17 protein-coding genes are annotated in these 18,640 nt (G+C 71.7%); 5 read left to right on the forward strand and 12 right to left on the reverse strand.

What is annotated here, in order from left to right; genetic code table 11:
• Positions 1–78: 78 nt before the first annotated feature.
• The 3 genes from ACWD12_RS03520 to ACWD12_RS03530 all read right to left on the reverse strand — a co-directional run bounded on the left by ACWD12_RS03520 (position 79) and on the right by ACWD12_RS03530 (position 2,729).
• A complete protein-coding gene (locus tag ACWD12_RS03520) occupies positions 79–1,128 on the reverse strand; it encodes a hypothetical protein (RefSeq protein WP_450098106.1) in 1,050 nt (349 codons plus the stop codon).
• Positions 1,125–1,697, reverse strand: a complete 573-nt coding sequence (locus ACWD12_RS03525) for a SigE family RNA polymerase sigma factor (RefSeq protein WP_358361914.1) — start codon at positions 1,695–1,697, stop codon at positions 1,125–1,127. Before ACWD12_RS03525 ends, ACWD12_RS03520 begins: the two co-directional genes overlap by 4 nt.
• 69 nt (positions 1,698–1,766) lie before the next feature.
• Positions 1,767–2,729 carry an IclR family transcriptional regulator gene (locus tag ACWD12_RS03530; RefSeq protein WP_450098107.1) on the reverse strand — a complete coding sequence of 321 codons (963 nt, stop codon included), beginning with the start codon at positions 2,727–2,729 and terminating at the stop codon, positions 1,767–1,769.
• A gap of 134 nt (positions 2,730–2,863) precedes the next feature.
• Between ACWD12_RS03530 and ACWD12_RS03535 the strand changes: the two genes are divergently transcribed.
• Positions 2,864–4,657, forward strand: coding sequence for an N-acyl-D-amino-acid deacylase family protein (locus ACWD12_RS03535; protein ID WP_358361908.1), 1,794 nt, complete (start codon positions 2,864–2,866; stop codon positions 4,655–4,657).
• Between the two features lie 210 nt (positions 4,658–4,867).
• Here ACWD12_RS03535 and ACWD12_RS03540 read toward each other — a convergent pair whose 3' ends face one another.
• Both ACWD12_RS03540 and ACWD12_RS03545 read right to left on the reverse strand, forming a co-directional pair.
• Complete coding sequence (locus tag ACWD12_RS03540) at positions 4,868–6,265, reverse strand: DUF2252 domain-containing protein (protein ID WP_450098108.1); 1,398 nt, start codon at positions 6,263–6,265, stop codon at positions 4,868–4,870.
• A gap of 168 nt (positions 6,266–6,433) precedes the next feature.
• Complete coding sequence (locus ACWD12_RS03545; RefSeq protein WP_450098109.1) at positions 6,434–7,021, reverse strand: SDR family oxidoreductase; 588 nt, start codon at positions 7,019–7,021, stop codon at positions 6,434–6,436.
• On the opposite strand from ACWD12_RS03545, the gene ACWD12_RS03550 reads away from it, so the two are divergent.
• Entirely contained in the window at positions 7,020–7,631 is a 612-nt protein-coding gene (locus tag ACWD12_RS03550; protein ID WP_450098110.1) for a TetR/AcrR family transcriptional regulator, read from the forward strand. The genes ACWD12_RS03545 and ACWD12_RS03550 overlap by 2 nt on opposite strands.
• Positions 7,632–7,790: 159 nt before the next feature.
• Here ACWD12_RS03550 and ACWD12_RS03555 read toward each other — a convergent pair whose 3' ends face one another.
• From ACWD12_RS03555 to hemL, 7 genes are all read right to left on the reverse strand, one after another.
• Entirely contained in the window at positions 7,791–8,513 is a 723-nt protein-coding gene (locus ACWD12_RS03555) for an SH3 domain-containing protein (protein ID WP_450098111.1), read from the reverse strand.
• A gap of 647 nt (positions 8,514–9,160) precedes the next feature.
• Positions 9,161–10,246 carry a c-type cytochrome biogenesis protein CcsB gene (ccsB, locus tag ACWD12_RS03560; RefSeq protein WP_450098208.1) on the reverse strand — a complete coding sequence of 362 codons (1,086 nt, stop codon included), beginning with the start codon at positions 10,244–10,246 and terminating at the stop codon, positions 9,161–9,163.
• A gap of 71 nt (positions 10,247–10,317) precedes the next feature.
• A complete protein-coding gene (gene resB, locus ACWD12_RS03565; protein WP_450098112.1) occupies positions 10,318–12,159 on the reverse strand; it encodes a cytochrome c biogenesis protein ResB in 1,842 nt (613 codons plus the stop codon).
• Between the two features lies 1 nt (position 12,160).
• Positions 12,161–12,913 carry a cytochrome c biogenesis CcdA family protein gene (locus ACWD12_RS03570; RefSeq protein WP_358362495.1) on the reverse strand — a complete coding sequence of 251 codons (753 nt, stop codon included), beginning with the start codon at positions 12,911–12,913 and terminating at the stop codon, positions 12,161–12,163.
• Between the two features lie 3 nt (positions 12,914–12,916).
• Positions 12,917–13,507 carry a TlpA family protein disulfide reductase gene (locus ACWD12_RS03575; RefSeq protein ID WP_450098113.1) on the reverse strand — a complete coding sequence of 197 codons (591 nt, stop codon included), beginning with the start codon at positions 13,505–13,507 and terminating at the stop codon, positions 12,917–12,919.
• A gap of 155 nt (positions 13,508–13,662) precedes the next feature.
• On the reverse strand, positions 13,663–14,322 hold the full coding sequence (locus ACWD12_RS03580; protein ID WP_450098114.1) for a histidine phosphatase family protein: 660 nt from the start codon (positions 14,320–14,322) through the stop codon (positions 13,663–13,665).
• Between the two features lie 103 nt (positions 14,323–14,425).
• Positions 14,426–15,754 (reverse strand): glutamate-1-semialdehyde 2,1-aminomutase, encoded by a 1,329-nt coding sequence (gene hemL, locus ACWD12_RS03585; RefSeq protein ID WP_450098115.1) that lies wholly within the window; start codon positions 15,752–15,754, stop codon positions 14,426–14,428.
• A 599-nt stretch (positions 15,755–16,353) separates the two neighbouring features.
• Here hemL and ACWD12_RS03590 point away from each other — a divergent pair.
• The 3 genes from ACWD12_RS03590 (at position 16,354) to ACWD12_RS03600 (ending at position 18,621) form a co-directional block, all read left to right on the forward strand.
• Complete coding sequence (locus ACWD12_RS03590; RefSeq protein WP_358362488.1) at positions 16,354–16,794, forward strand: hypothetical protein; 441 nt, start codon at positions 16,354–16,356, stop codon at positions 16,792–16,794.
• 184 nt (positions 16,795–16,978) lie between these two features.
• Complete coding sequence (locus ACWD12_RS03595) at positions 16,979–17,689, forward strand: TetR/AcrR family transcriptional regulator (protein WP_450098116.1); 711 nt, start codon at positions 16,979–16,981, stop codon at positions 17,687–17,689.
• On the forward strand, positions 17,686–18,621 hold the full coding sequence (locus ACWD12_RS03600) for a TauD/TfdA dioxygenase family protein (RefSeq protein ID WP_450098117.1): 936 nt from the start codon (positions 17,686–17,688) through the stop codon (positions 18,619–18,621). The genes ACWD12_RS03595 and ACWD12_RS03600 overlap by 4 nt, the downstream gene beginning before the upstream one ends.
• Positions 18,622–18,640: the final 19 nt, after the last annotated feature.

Below are 18,640 nucleotides of genomic sequence, written 5' to 3' on the forward strand. Positions count from 1 at the left end.
GGCCGTGCGTGCGGGTCAGATCAGGTCAGGCGGGGTCACGTGAGATCGGGGGGGGATCCGCGGGCCCGGCCGGGTCGGTCAGTCGGTCAAATCGGGAGTCGAACCCGAGGTCGAACCAGAGGTCGCACCCGAAGTCGAGCGCGAGGCCGACCCGGTCGTCGAGCCCGAGGTGGGGCCCGGGGACGAGTCCGACGTCGCGCCCCGCGGCGGGGCGGACGTGGCCACGTCGTCGACGGACCACGGCGACGGCGGGGTGACCGCGCTCCCCGGCGTCGGCAGGGGGACCTGCTCCAGGGCCTGCGCGACAGCGGGATCCGCCACGATCTCGGCGAGCACGGTGTCCTTCAGCACGAGGGTCCCGGACTCGGCGGCCCCGGACGGCGGTTCCCACATCCAGGCACGGAAGACCTCGTCGCCGGGTCCGAGCCGCACCGCGCCACTCCGACCGGACTTGCCCGCCGCCTCGTCGCGCTGGACGTAGACGGACCAGGTCTGCGAACCGTCGGCGCGGGCGGCCCACTTCGTGCACGTGGGGTTGTCCTCGATCTCGAATCCGGCCTCCGTGTCGCCGCGCAGCACCGAGGAGCAGGTCGCGTCATTGCCCTTCGTCGGCATGACGCCGCTCATCGGACCGCCGGAGAGGACGATCGCGCCGGCCCGTCCCGCGCGGTCGCGCAGGGTGATGCTGACCAGGAAGGTGGCGCCGCTCGGCGGATCGCGGCGTACGTTCCACGGCTTGGCGTCGATCACCACGCCGCGCGGACGCAGGTACGGCTCCAGTGCCGTGGCGAGCGCTTCGACCGGCGTCAGCTGCCGACCGGACGCGGACTCCTCCGGCCCGCTCGGCACGCCCGCCGGGCCCGCGGCGGTGTCGCCGCCGAGGTAGGCGACGCCGCCGACCACCCCGCCGAGGACCAGCGCGGCGGACGCCGACAACGCGACGAGCAGGTTCGTACGCCGCTTGCGCCGCAGGCGGGTTCCCTCCGCCATCGCCGGTCCGAGCAGGTCGGGCATGCCGGGCTCGGAGAACCGGATGTCCGCCATGGCCCGGGCCAGCACGGGCCGGAGTTCCGCATCGGCGTACTGGTGTTCGGGTCGTTCCGGCCCGTGGTGCGTCGGGCGGTTCACCGGCCTCCCTCCGTTCGCGTGCCCGCCGCGCTGCCCACACCCAGGAGGGCGGAGAACCCGGCGTCGTCGTCCAGTGTCAGGCGGCGCCGCAACGAGGCCAGTCCGCGCGACGTCTGGCTCTTGACGGTGCCGGTCGTGCAGCCGAGCGCCGCCGCGGTCTCCTCGACGCTCAGGTCCTCCCAGAAGCGCAGCACGATGACCGCACGGCTGCGCGGCGGCAGCAGGGCCACCGCGTCCAGGAGCGTCATGCGCAGTGCGCTGTCGACGCCTGGTGCGGCCGTCTCGGGGAGTTCGTCGCCGGGATATTCGCGGCGGTAGCCGCGGCGGGTCTCGTCGACGAACGTGCGGTACAGGACGCGCCGGGCGTACGCGTCGCGCGTGTCGCCGTCGTGGACGCGGTGCCAGGCGGCGTACATCTTGGCCAGGGTGGTCTGGGTCAGGTCCTCGGCCAGATGCCAGTCACGGCACAGCAGGTACGCCGACCTGCGCAGGTGCGCCTGCCGGGCCAGCGCCCAGTCGCGGAAGTCCGCGTCGAGCTCGGCCTGCCGTGTTCGTCTCCAGTGCCGCACGTTGAGTAGTACGGTCCGGGCCGGGCGTCCGGTTGTCAGCAAGTCCGGTGTGAACCACGTCACATGAGGTCAGTCGGCAAGCTGGGCGGCCACGTCGGCGGCCACCGCGGCAAGCCTGCCGCCGATGTCGGCGACGCCGCGGCCGTCCGTACGGGCCCCGAAGCCGTGCAGCGCGATCACCAGCGCCACTTCGCCGGACGGGTCCAGAACGCCCGCGCCGATGCGGCCGACCCGGTACTCGCGGTCGGGGTCGATCTCGTGGATCGGGTCCTGGTCGGGGTCGGCGAGTTCGGCGGCGATCTCCTCCAGCAGGGTGCGCAGGCGGGCCGCGGAGGGGTCGCGCGCCTCGGTCGCGCCGGCGGTGGCCGCGAGACGGCCGCCGAGGTGTTCGCCGAAGTGTTGGCCGAGCTGTTGGCCGAGGTGTTCGTCGAGGCGGGCGAGGGCCTGGCCGAGTTCGGTCTCGATGCGGGTGACCAACTCGACCGCGTACCCGCGCTCGCGCGCGGCCTTGACGGCCTGCTCGTGCCGGGCGCGCTTGTCCGGGTCGGTGGTGACGCCGTCCAGCCAGCGGCGCAGCGTCTGCTCGTCGGCCCAGCTGACGTACCCGACGCCGAGCGGCGGGGCGATGGGGATCTGGTCGCCGACGCGCACGTGCGGGCCGTGCTCCGAGGGGCCGCGCACCACTTCGGCGACGGTCACGTGGAACTCGCCCGGGGTCAGCGCGATGCAGGTCAGGCCGAGTTCGTCGCGTAGGCGCTGCATGCCGGGGCGGGCCAGGTCGACGACGCCGAGGCCGCGGGCGGCGGCCCGGCCGACGGCGATCAGCGCGGGGCCGAGCCGGTACGTGCGGCGCACCGGATGCCGTACCAGCCACCCCAGTTCGGCCAGACTGACCAGCATCGGATGACAGGTCGCGGGGGTCACCGCGAGGTGCCGGGCGATCTCGGACAGGGTCAGGCCCTCGTCGGGCCGGGCGGCGATGGCGTCGACCAGGGAGACGAGGCGTTCGGTCTGCGGGGAGGGGCGTGCCACGGGGCGACGGTACCTCGCGACGATCTTTTTGCATAGTGCGAATATTGACTCGCAATGTGCGCAGACGTACGGTCCCCGCAGCGAGCACGGTTCTGACACGTGCTCAGATCCCGGGCGCGGGAAGGGGCTTCCGCATGGCTGACAGGCACGACACCTACGACCTCAAGATCGTCGGCGCCACCGTCGTCGACGGCACCGGTGCCGACCGGTTCCGCGGCGACATCGGCGTCAAGGACGGCCTGATCGTGGCCGTGCACCGCCGCGACAACGGCGAGCCCGCCCTCGACGGCGACGCCGCCGAGGTGATCGACGCGGACGGGCAGATCGTCACCCCCGGCTTCGTCGACATCCACACCCACTTCGACGGGCAGGCCACCTGGGACGAGGTGCTCGACCCGAGCACGTCGCACGGCGTCACCACCGTCGTCTCCGGCAACTGCGGCGTCGGCTTCGCCCCGGTGCGGCCCGGCAGCGAGGACTGGCTGATCGGCCTCATGGAAGGCGTCGAGGACATCCCCGGCACCGCACTCATCGAGGGCATGACCTGGGGATGGGAGACCTTCCCCGAGTACCTCGACGTGCTCGAGCGGCGCCGCTTCGCCGCCGACATCGGCGTGCAGGTCGCACACGGCGCGGTGCGGGCGTACGCGATGGGCGACCGCGGCGCGCGCAATGAGCCCGCGACCGCCGAGGACATCGCCGCGATGGCCGCGATCGTCAAGGAGGCGGTCCAGGCCGGCGCGCTGGGCTTCTCGACCTCGCGTACCGTCGCGCACCGCGCGATGGGCGGCGAACCGGTGCCCGGCACCTTCGCCTCCGAAGAGGAACTGTTCGGCCTGGGCCGCGCGATGGCCGAGGGCGGCCGGGCCGTCTTCGAACTCGCCCCGACCGGCTCCTCGGGCGAGGACATCGTCGCCCCGCACGCCGAGGTCGCGTGGATGAAGCGGCTGGCCGAGGAGATCGGCATGCCGGTCTCCTTCGCGCTCCTCCAGGTGATGGCCGCACCCGAGCTGTGGCGCGACCTGATGAGCGAGTCGATGAAGGCGCTCGACGCCGGCATCCCCCTCTACCCGCAGGTCGCGGGCCGCCCGTTCGGCATGCTCACCGGGTTCACCACCCGCAACGCGTTCAGCAAGCGCCCGACCTTCCAGGCCGTCGCCGCGCGGCGGGCCGCGGGCGAGCTGACCGACGCCGAGTTCGCCGCCGCACTCGCCGACCCGGCGACGCGGGCCGCGATCCTGGCCGAGGACGACCTGCCGTCCGACCCGACGATCCCCGGCGACCAGGTCAACCTGGCCCTCCAGCGCCTCGTCGGCATGATGTACCCGATGGCCGCGGTCCCCGACTACGAGCCGACCCCCGACCGAACCGTCACCGCGATCGCCGAGGCGCGCGGCGAGGACGTCCTCGCGGTCATGTACGACCTGATGCTCGAGGACGACGCGCAGGCCATGCTCACCGTCCCGCTCTTCAACTACGCGGGCGGCGACCACGAGGCGATCCGCGAGATGCTCACCCACCCGGCGAGCGTCTTCGGCCTCGCGGACGGCGGCGCGCACTGCGCGATGATCTGCGACGCGTCGCAGCCGACGTACCTGCTCACCCACTGGGCCCGCGACCGCGCCCGCGGCGAGCAGCTGCCGCTCGAATTCGTCGTCAAGAAGCAGACCGCCGACACGGCCGCGCTCTACGGCCTCGGCGACCGCGGCGTCATCGAGCCGGGCAAGCGCGCCGACCTCAACGTCATCGACCTGGACAACCTCACCCTCCACCGGCCGCGCATGGTCCACGACCTCCCGGCCGGCGGGGGCCGCATGCTCCAGGACGCCTCCGGCTACACGGCCACGATCGTGGCCGGCCAGGTCACCCGCCGGAACGGCGAGGACACCGGCGCCCGGCCCGGCCGCCTCATCCGCGGGGCACGCTGAGCCGTATCGCTGCGGTGCCGCCGTTCCCGGGTCGGGGGCGGCGGCACCGAGCCGTCGCGGCGGTTTCGGCGTGCGCCGGCAGCTGGGGCTTGGGGCTCTCCTGGTCGACGGGGGATTCGGCGCTGCCGGTGGGGCGGGCTCGGCGCTCCTGGGCGGCGCTGCCGGTCGGTGGAGGCGTCAGCGGTGGTCGCGCTGAGGCCGCGGCGGTGCTCAGCCGGACGCCGCCGTCACGCGCCCGCGACGCACCGCGTCGAGCAGCGCCTCGTGGTCGCGCTCGTTCTGGTCCGCGTAGCTCTCCGCGAACCTGATCAGCGCCCGGTCGAAGACGTTGCTCTTGCCCAGGTAGGCGGCGATGGCGATGCGGTCGCCCGACCGGGCGTGGGCGCGCGCCAGGGTGGCGCCGCACAGCTCACCGAACAGGGCCATGCCCCGCGGCACCATCGCCGACGGGTCGACGATGCCCTTCCAGTCGCGCAACTGGCGTACGTAGAAGTCACGTTCGACGCCGTCGGGGGCCTGGACCCGCTCCCAGCCGAGGAAGATGTCGCTCGCCGCCTGCATCAGCCGCTGCCCGGCGACGACGCGCTGCCCCTCGGTCTCGTACGTGCCGGCGCCGACGTGCGCGGCGAGCACCGACTCGCCCGCCTCCTTGGCCTGGAGGAACAGCGGGTCCTCGCCGTCCCGGCCGAGCATGAGGACGATCCAGCAGCGGGTACCGACGCTGCCGACACCCACCACCTTCCGGGCCATGTCCGCCATGGTGAACTGCTTGAGCAGATGCTGCCGATCCGTCTGGAGGCTCTCGGCGTACCGGTCGATCAGGTCGCGGATCGTCTCCTCCAACTGGTCGCGCTCCAGCTCCGGCAACAGGTCGTCGACCCGGGTGATCATGGGCGGGGACGCGGCGATCCGCCGCTCGCCGCCGACCACCTCGGTCAGTTTCTCGAACGCCTGCAGGTTGGTGCGGGTCCGCGCCTTCGACAGGGTGCGGGCGAGTTGCTCGCGGCCGCGCCCGGGCAGCCGGTCCGCCATCACCGTGCGGAGCTGGTCGGCGTCGGCTTTGGCGTACCAGACGTCGAGGTTGCCCATTCCGGCGAAGGCGCGCATCCGCTCCCGGTAGGACCGCACCGTGGCCCCGACGATCTCCGCGCGCTCCGCCTCGGTGAAGCCGTTCTCGCGGGCCGCCGTCACCATGCTGGCGACAAGGCGCTTGACGTCCCACTCCCAGGGGCCCGGCAGGGTTTCGTCGAAGTCGTTGATGTCGAACAGCAGATGGCGTTCCGGTGAGGCGAGCAGGCGGAAGTTCAACATGTGCGCGTCGCCGCAGAGCTGGGCGTACAAGCCGGTCACGGGGGTGGCCGCCAGATCCTCGGCCATGACGGCGGCGGCTCCGCGGTAGAAGCGGAACGGCGACTCCGACATCCGGCCGTAGCGGATCGGCACCAGCTCCGCCACCCGGGCGGCGGACTGCCTCTCGACGATCTCGACCGGGTCGAGCCGCTTCGCGGGCGGCTCGAAGTCGCCGTGCGCGGAGCGTGGCACGCGGGCCCGCGCCGCCCGGCCGTATTCGGCCCGTTCCCGGGGGGACATTGTCAGCCGGGGGGACATTGTTGGCGGCGCAGCGTGACCGGGCGTGACCGGAGCGGCATCCATCGCGGCGTCTCCTGTTCCGTGTCCGCGAATCGCGATCTACTCTCCACTCTCCTCCCACGAGGCCGCCCTCGCCCGGCGAGACGGTCACGCCGTCCGCCGTACGCGACCGATCCCGAGGGGTGGTCAGCGACCCATGGGGAGGTTCGCGCCGCCGGTGACGTCGAGCACGACGCCGCTGACGAACCCGTTGGCGGCCAGTGCGTACACGGCCTCCCCGATCTCGGCGGCCTGCCCGACGCGTCCCACGGGCGTGGTGGCGGCGAGGCCCTCGAAGAACGCGGTGCGCTGGGCCTCCGGGACCCGGCTCCACCACGGTGTGTCGACCCCTCCCGGCGAGACTGCGTTGACGCGCAGAGGAGCCAGTTCGGCCGCGAGCGGGGGCACCATCGCCTCCAACGCGCCGTTGATCGCGGCCAGTCCGGCTGTGCCGGGGAACGCCGCGCGGGCCGAAGCCGCGGTGATGAAGGTGACCGATCCGTCCTTGCGGAGCGTGGGCAGCGCCGCTTGGAGTATCCGTACATACGGCCAGAACTTGCCGTCGAATCCGGCCGCGAGCTCGGCCAGGTCGAGGTCCGCGAACGGGCGGCCCCGGACGAGCTGCTCAGTGCCAGGACCAGGTGGTCGACGGCACCGGCACTCGCGAAGAAGTCCGCGACCTGCGCCGGCATTGTCGAGACTGGCAGTCTTGTCAACGAGTACAACGTTGGGCATGACACCGTCTTCCGGTCAGAACGCCCAGGCAGATCGCCCGCACACGGGCCGCCGCCGCAACGAGCGGGTGCGCGAGGCGATCCTCGCCGCCGCGATGGACCTGCTCGCCCGCTCCGACGGCACCCAGGTCACCGTCGACACGATCGCCGGCGCCGCGGGGGTCGGCAAGCAGACCATCTACCGCTGGTGGCCGTCCAAGGGCGCGGTGTTCCTCGACGCGCTCGGCGAACGGGCCGCCACCGTGGCCCCCAAGGTCGACACCGGCGCCCTCGCGGGCGACCTGGAGGCGTTCGTCACCGCGACCTTCACCGGAGCGGCGGCACCCGAGACCGCCCCCGTCCTACGGTCACTCGCCCGTGAGGCCGCCCACGACCGACACCTCGCCGGCATGATGAGCGAATTCACCGCCGCCCGCCGCGCCGAACTCCGCGACATCCTCGAACGGGCGGGCAGGCGAGGCGAGTTGGCAGACGACGCGGACCTGGACCTGATGGTCGATCAGGTCTACGGAGTGCTCTGGTACCGCCTCATCCTCGACCACGCGCCGCTCACCGCCGACGTGGCGGCACGGCTGGCACGTACCCTCGTGGCCGCCTCCGCCGCCAGGTGACTCGGGCGGCTCCCCTGGGCACCTTTCGCATGAGCGCTCGAAGTCCCGTCCATGTCCGGCCCGTCTCGACCGCAGCGCGACGGGTGCACCAGGCGATCGACGCGCTCGTCATCGCCGCCGGCCACATCTGGGCCCGCACGACGATCCGAAGGAAACGGCCTAACAGGCGGGGACCAGGCGCGTGACGTCGGCACTGGTCAGCACCCAACCGTCCGAGACATAGCCGGTACGCCCGTCCGGGATCACCACCTTGTTCCAGGTCTGCGTGGTGCGGCCCGTGAAGGACACGACGCTCGGCCCGGTGGTGTGGCAGACCAGGGTGACCGGCGTGTTGTTGGGGAGCGAGGCCACCAGATCGGCGCGCTGCGTCGGGGCGCTGCGGACCAGGAGGGTGTACTGCTTCGCGTACGCGGTCCGCGCATTCGCCGGCGCGGGCTCGGTCGGGGCCGGCGGGGGCTCCGGCCGCGGCGCCGGCGGGGCGGTGGTCGGGGCCGGGCTCGGGGTGGGACTCGAAGGAGACGGCGCGGGAGGCGACGGCTCCGGAGCCTGCTCGGTCGGCGGCGCGGCCGGTGTCGGCGTGGTCTGGATCTCCGCCGAAGGCCCGGCGGCGGCAACGAGACCCGGCTCGTTGGGAGGCGCCGGAGGCACGGCACCCCCGTTCGCCGAAGGGGACTGGGAACGGCCGGGCGACCTGGCCCCCTCGCCCACCATCACATCCGCGGCGATCCAGGCGACGATCGCGAGAACGACGAAGGTCAACGCCGCCCCGGTCCGCGACCCCGTCGCGCGCAGTATTCGGGCCGCGGCACGCCGACGCCACGCACGCAGCCGGTCGGGGTCGCCGCCGCGGGCCCGGTGGCGCCCCTGCCTGAGGATGTCCACGGCCACCTCCCCGAGACCTGGTCCGTTCCATACTCCCCCAGCCTGTTGCTCGTTCCAACGGCGCAGAAGGGGCGCATGCGAACATCGCACCCCCGAATCCGAAACACGCAGTCGTCCCGGTACCAAAGTGGCCAACGTGCCCCAAGCGACACCACGAAGACCCGCTGGACGCGCTCAGGATGGCAGTCCGTCGCGCCCCCCGACCGAACGCGTCCGCCACGCACGGCCGTTCCAACCTCCGCACACCCACACCCCGTGGGCGCGGAACGTACACACACGGGGCAGCCGACGAGGCGTCGTCGGCGTACGGCTAGCTGTACGCGTGAACCGCGCGGCCGTTCCGGCACCCGCGCGTCACGCGCCGAGTGCGGCCGCTCAAACTGCGTACACCCCGCGGCGCGCATGTAGTTGGCTATGGCCCCGGGGCACACGTGAGGTGCAACGGCTCCAATCCGCCACATCTGACACTTGCCGCGCCGCGCAGCCGCGTCATGCGGGCGCGCGGAACGTACGGCTACGCGTGGCGGCGCGGCGCAGCCCAAAAAGCCGTACCAAACGGCGAAAGAACCCCAGTGCTCACGACGCGCCGCCGTGCCGCGTGGGCATGTACCGAGTCGAGCGATCACGTACGGGGTGCATCGGCGCGGTCAGACGCCGGCGTAGGAGTGGAGGCCGTTGATGAACATGTTCACGCCGTAGTAGTTGAAGAGGAAGCAGGCGAACGCCAACAGGGAGAGCCAGGCGGCGTTGCGGCCCTTCCAGCCGCCGGTGGCGCGGGCGTGGAGGTAGGCGGCGTACGCGACCCAGGTGATGAAGGACCAGGTCTCCTTCGGGTCCCAACCCCAGTAGCGGCCCCAGGCGTTCTCCGCCCAGATGGCGCCGGCGACGACGGCGAAGGTCCACAGCGGGAAGATCAGCGCGTTGACGCGGTAGGCCGTCTTGTCGAGGGAGTTGGGGGACGGGATGCGCTCCATGATGGTGTCCCACGGGCGCGTCGCGGGGGCCGGGGCGGCCATGCGCTTGTTGTAGCTGTCCTTCATCAGGTAGAGGATCGACGCGAGCGCCCCGATGTGCAGCGCGCCGAACGACACGATCGCCGTCGACACGTGGATCCACAGCCAGTACGAGTGCAGCGCCGGAACGAGTTGCTGGGTGTCGGTGTAGAGGACCGTGATCGCCACGCCGAGCGTGGTGATGACCGGCAGCAGCACGAACAGTCCGAGCCAGCGCACCGGGCGGCGGGTCAGCAGGATGAGGAACGCGGCGACGACCATGAGGGCGACCGAGGTGGAGAACTCGTACATGTTGCCCCACGGCGCCCGCTTCACCGCGAAGCCGCGGGCCAGCAGCGTGCCCGCGTGCAGCAGGAACGCCAGCACCGTGAACGCCACGGCGGTGCGGCCGAAGCGGTCCGAGCGGTCGCTGCCGCGGGTGACGTCGCCCCCGTCGTCCGCGCCGTCGCCGTCGTGCCCGGCGTCGCGCACCACGACGACGGGACGCTCGGCGATCGCCACCGCGGACGCGGCCTCGCCGGTGGCGGAACCGCCGTACGCGGCGGCGATCGCGGCGGCCGGGGCCACCGGCCTCGCGGGCGCGGCCTGGGCCGGCACGCGCTCGGCCGACGCCTCCGCGAGCGCCGCGGACTGCTGCGCGACGCGGCTGCGGCTGCCGAACACCCACTCCGCGCAGAAGGCGAAGAAGGCCAAGGTGTAGACGGCGATTGCCGAATACATGCACCAGTTGCTCAACTGGGCCAGGTTCTCGTTGACGGCGTTGACCGTCTCGTCAGCGCTGAGAAGCACGCCTAGTCCTCGTCCTTCTTCTCTCGGTCGGCCGTCTGCGCGTCGGCCCCATCCGGCTCGGTCCCGTCCGGCCCGGCCGCGGACGGCGCGGCCGCATCCGGCCCGGCCTTCCCCGGCTCCGCCTCGTCCGGCGCCACGGCCCCGTCACCGGCACCGTCCGCCGCCTTGTCCGGGCCGACGTCCGCAGCGTCGTTCGCAGCAGCGTCCGCGGCGGTGCCTCCCGTCGAAACGACAGGTGCCGCCGCCCGCAGATCGTCCACGAGAGCCCGCACCTCCTGTCCCAGACCGCCGCCTTCGGTACGCGTCAGTCCGGCGACCTCCACGACGGTACGCCCGTCGGGTCCCGCCACCGCACGCACCCACATGCGGCGGCGGCGTACGAACAGCGACAGCACCAGGCCGACGATCGCGGCGATCACGCTGTAGAGCGCGACCTCCTTGCCCGGCTCCTTCGAGATCTGGAAGTTGGCCCACGGCTTGACGCCGTTGAAGGTGATCGTCGAACCGTCGGGCAGCGTCTTCGTGTCGCCGGGCACCAGCCCCTCGGCCCACGGCGAGCCGTCCGCCTTCTTGTACTGCTCCATGGCCTTGGTGTTGAGCCGGAACACCGACTGCGGCACGCCGGCGTCGACGCCGAGGCTGCCGTGGTACGCGGTGACGATCAGCGCCGGGTTGTCCAGCGACGGGAACGTCGAATACCAGCCCTTGCTGGGGTCCACCATCGCGGTCGGCGTGAAGATGCCGTCGAAGCCGATCTGCTGGAGGCCCTGGCTGACGTCCGGCACCTTGATGACGCCGGTCGACGTGCGGTTGCTGTCCTGCGGCAGGAAGACCACGGGCCCGCTGAGGACGATCTGGCCGCTGGAGTCGCGGACCGTGACGTCGGGCGCGTACCCGGTGCCGAGCAGGAAGACCTTGGTGTTCCCTATCGTCAGCGGCTCGTTGACCTTGATCTTGCCGGACCTCGGCTCGCCCTCGGCGCCCTCCCAGTACTCGACGGTCGCCTCGAAGTCGCGCGGCGCGCCCTTCTGGGTGCCGAGCCGCTCGAAGGTCTGGTCGAGCTTGGTGAGCCGGAAGCCGAACGACTCCATGTTCTTCTCGTCGAAGAGCGCGCCGGACTGGAAGTCGTCGTACTGCGTGAAGGAGTTGGCGAAGCCCTCGGGCGAGCCCTCGACCAGGATCTTGCCGCCCTGCCCGGTGTAGAGCTTGCCGAGCAGGAACGCGAGCAGCACGCCGATCAGCGCGATGTGGAAGAGGATGTTGCCGGTCTCCCGGGCGTAGCCCTTCTCCCCCGCGACCGAACCGGCCGACGGGTTCAGGCGGAAGCGGCGCTTCTTGAGCTGCGTGCGCGCCGCGGCGAGCACGGTCTCCGGGTCGGCCTCGGTACGCCAGGTCGCGTACGCCGGCAGCCGCTCCATCCGCCTGGGCGCCTCCGGCGGCCTGCTGCGCAGCACCTTCGCGTGCGCCCACGCCCGCGGCACGATGCACCCCGCGAGCGAGACGAACAGCAGGATGTAGACGGAGGCGAACCACCACGACGAGAAGACGTCGAACAGCTGGAGCCTGTCCATCCATTCGGCACGGCCGGGGTGGTCGCGGAAGTACTGCGAGACCTTGAGCGGGCTCACCGTGCGCTGCGGGATCACCGAGCTGGGGATGGCCGCGAGGGACAGCAGCAGGAGCAGGATCAGCGCGACCCGCATCGAGGTGAGCTGCCGCCACATCCAGCGCAGCCAGCCGCCGGGTCCGAGTCTGGGCTGCTGGATGTCGTACCGGTCCGGCTGGGGCGCCGTGGACATGCCGGCGTCGGCGGCCCGCTTGTCGGATTCGGTGTCGATGGTCACGTCAGATTCCGATCGTGTATCCGCTGGCCCATGCCTGCATTTCGCGGATGATCCGGTCCCAGACCCCGGTGACCATCAGCAGGCCGAGCAGGACGAGGAGACCGCCGCCGAGGCGCATCACCCACACGTAGTGCCGCTTGACCCACGCGAACGCGCCGAGCGCCTTGCGGAAGGCAAGCGCCGCGACGACGAACGGGAGGCCGAGCCCCAGGCAGTACGCAACCGTCAGGACGGCGCCGCGGTTCGCGCTGCCCTGGTCGATCGACAGCCCGAGCACGGCGCCCAGGGTCGGGCCGATGCACGGCGTCCACCCCAGTCCGAAAACCACGCCCAGCATAGGCGCGCCCGCGAGGCCGAGCGTCGGCTTCTGGTGGATCCGGAACTCGCGCTGCATTCCGGGCAGGACGCCCATGAAGGACAGCCCCAGCACCACGGTGACCGCGCCGAGCACCCGGGTTATCACCTTCTGGTGCTCCATCAGCGTGCTGCCGAAGTAGCCGAAGGCCGCGCCGAACGAGACGAACACCGCGGTGAAGCCGAGCATGAACAGCAGCGCGCCGGCGAGCAGTCGGCCGCGCCGGGCGTCCTTCAGGTCGGCGCCCGAGACGCCCGTCACGTACGAGAGGTAGCCGGGCACCAGCGGGAGCACGCACGGCGAGAAGAACGAGACGAGGCCGGCGAACAGCGCGATCGGTATGGCGAGCAGGATGGACCCGCTCGTCACCGTCGTGGTGGGGTCGGCCGCCAGGAGCACGGCTCAGCTCCCGTTCAGCAGCGGGTCGATCATCATGCGCAGGTCGTCGACGGTGACCGCGCGCAGCGAACGCGCGGCGATGCGGCCCTCCCGGTCGATCACGAGCGTGCTCGGGATCGCGGCCGGGTTGAGGTCGCCCTTGAACTTGAGGATCTGGCGGCCCTCCGGGTCCCAGATGCTCGGGTACTCGATCTGGAAGTTCTCCTCGAACCGTTTCGCGTTCGTCTCGGTGGCGTCGCGCGTGTTGATGCCGAGGAAGACGACGCCCTTGTCCTTGGTGTCGGCGGCGACCTTCGCGAGGTTGGGCGCCTCGCCCCGGCAGGGCGCGCACCACGAGCCCCACACGTTGAGGACGACGACCTTGCCCTTGAAGTCGGCGAGCGAGACGGCCTGGCCGTCGAGCGTCTTGCCGGAGATGTTCGGGGCGGCCTTGCGGTCGCCCGCCGCGACCTGCTTGATGCCCTTGCCCTCGACGTATCCCTGCTGGTCCGCGTTCGCTTCCTTGCCGCCTCCGTCACTGCCGCATCCGGCGAGGACGAACACGGCAACGGCGGTCAGCGCGGCGGCGCGGAGGATCGGTCGTCGTGTGAGCATGTGAAAAGTTTCGCATGGGGTTCGGAGGGCTCTGCACCGGGTCCGCAAATCGGGCCCGGGCGGCGCCCCGTGTCAATCCCTTTGCTGCGGATGCCCCGGGAACGCCGCCGCCATTTGGGCTTTCTGCACCATTTGCCCGAAATGACCGAGGGTTCTCAGGCGCCGAACTGCTTGCCCTGCTGCTGGAGTTTGGCCGGCAGCAGGTCGCGGGCCGGCTCGGTGTAGCCGACCGAGACGATCTTGTCGCCCTCGTACGTGAACGTCGTCAGCGACGCCAGCGAGCACTGCCGCCTGCGCGGGTCGTGCCACAGACGGCGGCGCTCCACGAAGGACCGCGTCACCCAGATCGGCAACTGGTGGCTCACGCACACCGCCTCGTGGCCGCGCGCGATGTCCCGGGCCCGGCCCAGCGCGCCCATGACCCGCACGACCTGTTCGATGTACGGCTCGCCCCACGACGGCTTGAACGGGTTGCGCAGGTACCGCCAGTACTCCGGCTTGCGCAGCGACCCGTCCCCGACACCGAAGGTCTTGCCCTCGAAGATGTTCGCCGCCTCGATGAGCCGATCGTCGGTGGCCACCTCCAGGCCGTGCCGCGCGGCTATCGGCGACGCGGTCTCCTGGGCCCGGTCGAGCGACGACGCCACCACGTGCGTGATGTCGCGCGAAGCGAGGTGGTCGGCGACCCGCTCGGCCATCTTCACGCCGAGCTCGGAGAGGTGGAAGCCGGCCAGGCGGCCGTACAGCACGCCCTCCGGGTTGTGCACCTCGCCGTGGCGCATGAGGTGAACGATCGTCACATCGCTGCTGGACATCGTCGGTTGCTCTTCCTGTGCGGTCCTGGGACGCCGGTACGCGCGGCGCCGGCACCCGCGGCCTCCGGACGCGCGCGGTGTGCACCGCACGCGCCGCTCCGCCTTATGCCGTCGCCTCCGCCGCGGCCCGTGCGGCCCGCGGCAACGCCTCGAGAATACGTTCGACGGCGGCGTCGTCGTGCGCCGCCGACAGGAACCACGCCTCGAAGGCACTCGGAGGGAGGTACACGCCGCTGTCCAGCATCGCGTGGAAGAAGGCGGAGTACCGGAACGACTCCTGGGTGCGCGCCTGGTCGTAGTCGGTCACCGGGCGGTTGGTGAAGAACACCGAGAACATGTTGCCCGCGTTGGAGACCGTGTGCGCGACCCCCTCCTTGGCCAGCGCCTCGGAGACGGCGGTGCGCAGCACGAGGGACGTGCGGTCGATCTGCTCGTAGACCGCGTCGGTGCAGTGGCGCAGCGTCGTGACGCCGGCCGCCGTCGCCACCGGGTTCCCGGACAGCGTGCCCGCCTGGTAGACCGGGCCGGCCGGAGCCAGGTGGGCCATGACGTCGGCCCGCCCGCCGAAGGCCGCGGCCGGGAAGCCGCCGCCCATCACCTTGCCGAAAGTGAGCAGGTCGGGGGTGACCCCCTCGACGCCGTACCAGCCGGCCTTCGAGACCCGGAAGCCCGTCATGACCTCGTCGGAGACGAACAGCGCGCCGTGCTCCCGGCACAGTTCGGCGAGCCCCGCGTTGAACCCGGGCGCCGGTGTGACGACGCCCATGTTGCCGGGCGCGGCCTCGGTGATCACACACGCGATCTCGTCGCCGTGCGCCGCGAACGCCGCGCGTACCGCCGCCAGGTCGTTGTACGGCAGCACGAGCGTGTCGCCCGCCTGCGCGCCGGTGACACCGGGCGTGTCCGGCAGCGCGAAGGTGACGAGCCCGGAGCCGGCCGCGGCCAGCAGCGCGTCCACGTGTCCGTGGTAGCAGCCCGCGAACTTGACCACCTTCGAGCGGCCGGTGAACCCGCGGGCCAGCCGGATCGCCGACATCGTCGCCTCGGTGCCCGAGGTGACCAGCCGCACCTGCTCGACGGGCGCGACGCGGGCGACGATCTCCTCGGCGAGCTCCACCTCGCCCTCGCCCGGCGTGCCGAAGGACGTGCCGCGCGCCACGGCCGCGGTCACCGCCTCGACGACGGCCGGGTGCGCGTGGCCGAGGATCATCGGGCCCCACGAGCACACCAGGTCGACGTACTCGCGGCCGTCGGCGTCGGTGAGGTAGGGCCCGCGCCCGGACGCCATGAAGCGCGGCGTGCCGCCGACCGCGCGGAAGGCGCGCACCGGGGAGTTGACGCCGCCCGGCGTCACCGCTCTGGCCCGGTCGAACAGGGCCTGGGACGCGGGGGCATCGGAGGGATAGGACGGGAGGTCACTGGCTGCGCTCACGCTGCCATGTTCTCACTGCGCGCGCCGCCGACCCGCAACCCCGGGAATGTCGGGAAAATCGACCCTGAGGCGGAGCCGGACGAGCGTAAACGGCCGGTATTATCAGACGATCCGTCACCTGCCATCGCGCGAGTCCCTCAATCCTCGTGTCGGCAGGGCAGTGCGGCAGTCGGACAGGGGCAGCGCGGTATTCAGGGCAGGCGGGGTGCGCGTGGCGGCGAGGACGCGGACGGGCCTATGGTCCGTGGGTCGACGACGGCCCGATTCACGCGCGGCGACCGCATGGCGGCACCCCCGTCGTTCCCGGAGTCCCCGAGGACGCTGCACCGGCGAACCGTCCGCCGATTCCCACCAGGCTTTGCGGCACTGGCATTTGCCCGATATGTCGAGCCCGCCGGGGGGTTCCTGACGCTCCTTCGGAAAAGCCGGTTCCCGACACCGACGAGTGGTGCACACCTGTTACCTAACCGCCGTGCCTCGCGTACGACGGACCTGGGACGATCATCTGCGGGTCGCACACACGTCACGTCGGAGCACCCCACCCCGAGACCAGTACCAGGTCGGCACCAGTACGGCGGAAGCATGAAAGGAGGCGGCCGGTGGGAGTGACGTACGAGTACTTCGGCGCGCCGGACCGCGCCGCCGCCGCTCGGGTCCCCCCGCTCATCGACCCCCTCGACCCGTGCGAGCCGCGCGAGCGGCCCAGCAACTCGTACATCAGCAACGTCAAACCGGAGACGGTCAGTGCGATGGTGCTGTCGCTGCTGGGCGACACCCCGCGCGAGGCCACTCCGCCGCTGGAACTGGTGGTGCTGCATCCCGCGCACGCCGTCATGCAGCTCCCGCCGATACTGCTCGAGGTGCTGCGCAACGCGACGGACGAGGAGTTGGGCGCGGCGGCCTTCATCTGGTCGACCGTGCCGGACCGCAGGATCCCCAGGGACGCGTACCTCCTCTACCGGATGCTGCACGACTGGACCGCGTTCGCGCACGAACTCCACCGTGCGGGCGACCAGTTGTACTGCCTGATGCATTCCTGAACCGCGGTCGGCCCTCCGCCCCGGGTGCGTCCCGAAATCCGCACCCGGCTCCGGAACCGCCGGGCGACACGTGTCGACACGAGGCGCCTCCCCCCGGGAGGCGCCTCACGCGTTCCCGGAGCCGGAGCGGAATCGGATGCCTAACCCACTTGAGTTATTAACCCAGGCGCTTTAACTTGTGGCCATGAGCGTGGAGACGGTGGCCGGGAACGGCCGGGGCGCGGCGGCCCGGCTCGGCATGATCGAGGTGGCGGAGCGGCTGTTCGCCGAGCGCGGCGTCAACGGCGTGTCGCTGCGCGAGATCGGCACCCAGGCCGGCCAGCGCAACACCGCTGCCGCGCGGTACCACTTCGGCTCCAAGGAGGCCCTGGTCGACGCGGTGTTCCGGCACCGCATGGAGCCGATCAACGAGCGGCGCCTCGGATACCTCGACGACCTCGACCGCGACGGCCGCGGCCACGATGTCCGGGGCCTGGTCGAGGCGTTCCTGCACCCGCTCGCCGAGACCGCCCTCGGCGAACCCGGCAACCCCAGCTGGTACCTGCGCTTCTGCGTCAACGCCGGCCTCCTCGAAGGCATCGCGGTCGCCGACCTCGGCCGCGAGGAGTGGACGCGCGGCGTGCACATCGTCCGCACCCGCCTGGTCGAACAGCTCGACCACGTACCGCGGAAGCTGCGCGCGGACCGCTGGATGCTCCTCGCCGGGTACGTCGGCCACGCCCTCGCCAACCGCGAAACGCTCATCCAGTACGGCCGGGCCGCGAGCCTGGCCCCGCGCCCGGTGTTCCTGGCCCACCTCACCGACACCGCGGTCGCCCTCACCACCGCGCCCGTCTCCCCCGAGACCGCGGCCCACCTGCACCAGAACCTGCACCAGAACCGGAGGACACCGTGACGACCACATCCGACGCCGCGACCCCGACGACGTCCGACAGCGCGCTCGGCCTCGACATACGCCCGATGGCCGGGCACATCGGCGCCGAGATCCTCGGCGTCGACCTGTCCGCACCGCTCGACCCGGCCCTGGTCGCCGAGATCCGCGCGACGCTGCTGAAGTGGAAGGTCGTCTTCTTCCGCGACCAGGACATCACCCAGGCCCAACACCTGGCGTTCGCCCAGGCGTTCGGCGAGCCCACCAAGGCGCACCCCACGCTGCCCTCGCAGTTCCCCGACTACCCCCAGATCCTGCTGCTCGACAACCAGCAGATGGGCGGCGGCGGTGGCATGGGCGGCGGCGGTTCGGTGGAGAGCCGCTGGCACACCGACGTCACCTTCATCCCCAACCCGCCGATGGGCTCCATCCTGCGCGGCGTCGTCGTGCCCCCGTACGGCGGCGACACGCAGTGGACCAACCTCGCGGTCGCGTACGACCGGCTCTCCCAGCCGATCAAGGACGTCATCGACGGCCTGCACGCGGTGCACCACAACACGCTCCCGATGAAGCGCGGCGAACTGCCCGGCCAACTCGCGAAGGTCTTCCTCGGCGACGGACTGCGCTCGGTGCACCCGGTCGTGCGCGTGCACCCGGAGACCGGCGAGAAGATCCTGTTCGTCAACCCGAACTTCACCAGCCACATCCTCGAACTCACCCGCAACGAGGGGCGCCACCTGCTCACGCTGCTCTACGAGCACCTGCAGGACGCCGAGTTCACCGTGCGCTTCCGCTGGCAGCCGGGCAGCATCGCGTTCTGGGACAACCGCGCGACCGCGCACCTGGTGCCCACCGACGTACCGGCCGGCATGCACCGCTCGATGCAGCGCATCACCATCGCGGGCGACCTCCCCAAGGGCCCCGACGGATTCGAGTCGCACGCGCTCGAAGGCTGATCCCGGGATCCGTACCGCC

This window comes from Streptodolium elevatio (assembly GCF_053592165.1).

What these genes read in the sequence shown, in the direction of transcription:
- ACWD12_RS03535 (WP_358361908.1), top strand. Translation starts at nt 2,864, where the DNA reads ATGGCTGACAGGCACGACACCTACGACCTCAAGATCGTCGGCGCCACC.
- ACWD12_RS03540 (WP_450098108.1), bottom strand. Translation starts at nt 6,265, where the DNA reads ATGTCCCCCCGGCTGACAATGTCCCCCCGGGAACGGGCCGAATACGGC.
- ACWD12_RS03550 (WP_450098110.1), top strand. Translation starts at nt 7,020, where the DNA reads ATGACACCGTCTTCCGGTCAGAACGCCCAGGCAGATCGCCCGCACACG.
- ACWD12_RS03545 (WP_450098109.1), bottom strand. Translation starts at nt 7,021, where the DNA reads ATGCCCAACGTTGTACTCGTTGACAAGACTGCCAGTCTCGACAATGCC.
- ccsB (WP_450098208.1), bottom strand. Translation starts at nt 10,246, where the DNA reads ATGTATTCGGCAATCGCCGTCTACACCTTGGCCTTCTTCGCCTTCTGC.
- ACWD12_RS03575 (WP_450098113.1), bottom strand. Translation starts at nt 13,507, where the DNA reads ATGCTCACACGACGACCGATCCTCCGCGCCGCCGCGCTGACCGCCGTT.
- ACWD12_RS03580 (WP_450098114.1), bottom strand. Translation starts at nt 14,322, where the DNA reads ATGTCCAGCAGCGATGTGACGATCGTTCACCTCATGCGCCACGGCGAG.
- ACWD12_RS03595 (WP_450098116.1), top strand. Translation starts at nt 16,979, where the DNA reads ATGAGCGTGGAGACGGTGGCCGGGAACGGCCGGGGCGCGGCGGCCCGG.